At 68.1% G+C, this 1,358-nt stretch carries 1 protein-coding gene; it reads right to left on the bottom strand.

The genetic code is table 11. From position 1 onward, the window contains the following. Positions 1 to 1,290 (bottom strand): hypothetical protein (locus tag ABZ646_RS46710; protein ID WP_360533897.1); only part of this gene is annotated, 1,290 nt, incomplete at its 3' end. Positions 1,291 to 1,358: the final 68 nt, after the last annotated feature.

Here is a 1,358-nt window from a genome sequence, read left to right as displayed (position 1 = left end):
GGTCCGCCACATCTCGTCGACGAGGGAGCAGTGCCGTACCGCTTCGAGGAGTTCCCTCATGGTGAACGGCGGGCCTTCCATCCGGACCAGCCGGATGTCGTAGCACCCCCGGTAGCCGTGACCGAAGACCGTGAAGGGCGGGTGCCACACCTGGGCACCGGGCGCACGGATCGTGTAGCGCACCCGTGAGGCGACGTGACCGCCGTGGTGGTGTTCGGAGTGCTCCGCGATGTCGGGAACCTGCGGGGGGAAGAAGTAGTGCCGCTTCTCCGGAATGTCCGCGCGATCGAACTCCCCGGGCGCGAAGTGCCACCGGTTGTACATCATCCGCTGGGCGGACCGCCAGAGGATCGGCGTGGTGTCGTCGCCGACCTCGGCCATGCGGGTCGTGTGCGGCAGGCAGCAGCAGAAGAAGTCGCCCTTCTTCAGCGTCAGCACGCCGTCGGGCCCGCCCGGCTCGGCTCCCCGCAGCCCCGCCAGGTCGCGCACGGAACTGCTCATGCCGTAATCCGCGTCTGTGCACAGGATCGCCGACAGCACGATCGCGCCGAGCAGTTCGCCGATGGCGCTCTGGTCACCGGGGGAGGCCTGCGCGTCGATCGCGGAGGCGGCCAGGGTCATCGCACGCAGGTCTCCCCGGACCTCGCCGGAGGGGGCCACACCGAGGTTGAGCTTGCCGTGCTGGGCGATCAGGTCGGGCATGATCCGCGGGTCGCGCGGCAGCGGGAACTCGACGAGGCGTTCGTTCTTCACGAACGTGAACCCGTTGATCCGCCGGTAGCGCATCATCGGCGTCCGGTCGACCTCGTGCATCAGGGCGCGGACGAGCTCCGCGAGCTCCAGCAACGGGAGCGCGTGCGCGTTGTCCGGCTCGCGCCCCAGTGCGGCGCAGTACTGTGCGCAGCGGTTCAGCAGGAAATCGCGGAGCCGGGTGGCGGAAAGCTGGCTTCCGTTGAATTCCTCGAATCGCACGGACCGGCCGCTCAGGAAAAGACAGTACGCCAGTACCACGAAAAGCCTGTCGGTGGGGCGCCAGTCGCCGACAGGGCATTCCCTCAGATTCGCAAGAAGCCCTTCCCGGGTCAGCGTGTTCGTTCCCGCGTCGGATTTCGAGAACACGTCCCGGCCGATCAGGATGTAAACCGTCTCGACCCTTTCGACCCAGTCGGCCAGTTGGACGAGCCGGCCGTCGAGTTCGCCGCTTGTCTCCCACCGGTTCAGCAGGGTGTCGGCCTCGTGCCGCTCGGCGGCCTCCCGGGCTTCGATCACCCGGGCTTCCTCGGCGACCATATCGAGGACCTCGGGTGGTACGAGCAGGCTGCCCAACGGCTCAGCGCCGGGTTCCGGCAGCTCACCGG

Source organism: Streptomyces sp. NPDC007162 (genome assembly GCF_040634175.1).
Classification (GTDB): Bacteria; Actinomycetota; Actinomycetes; order Streptomycetales; family Streptomycetaceae; genus Streptomyces.
Note: the sequence above shows the minus strand (reverse complement) of the source record. Positions and strands in the feature narration are given on the sequence as shown.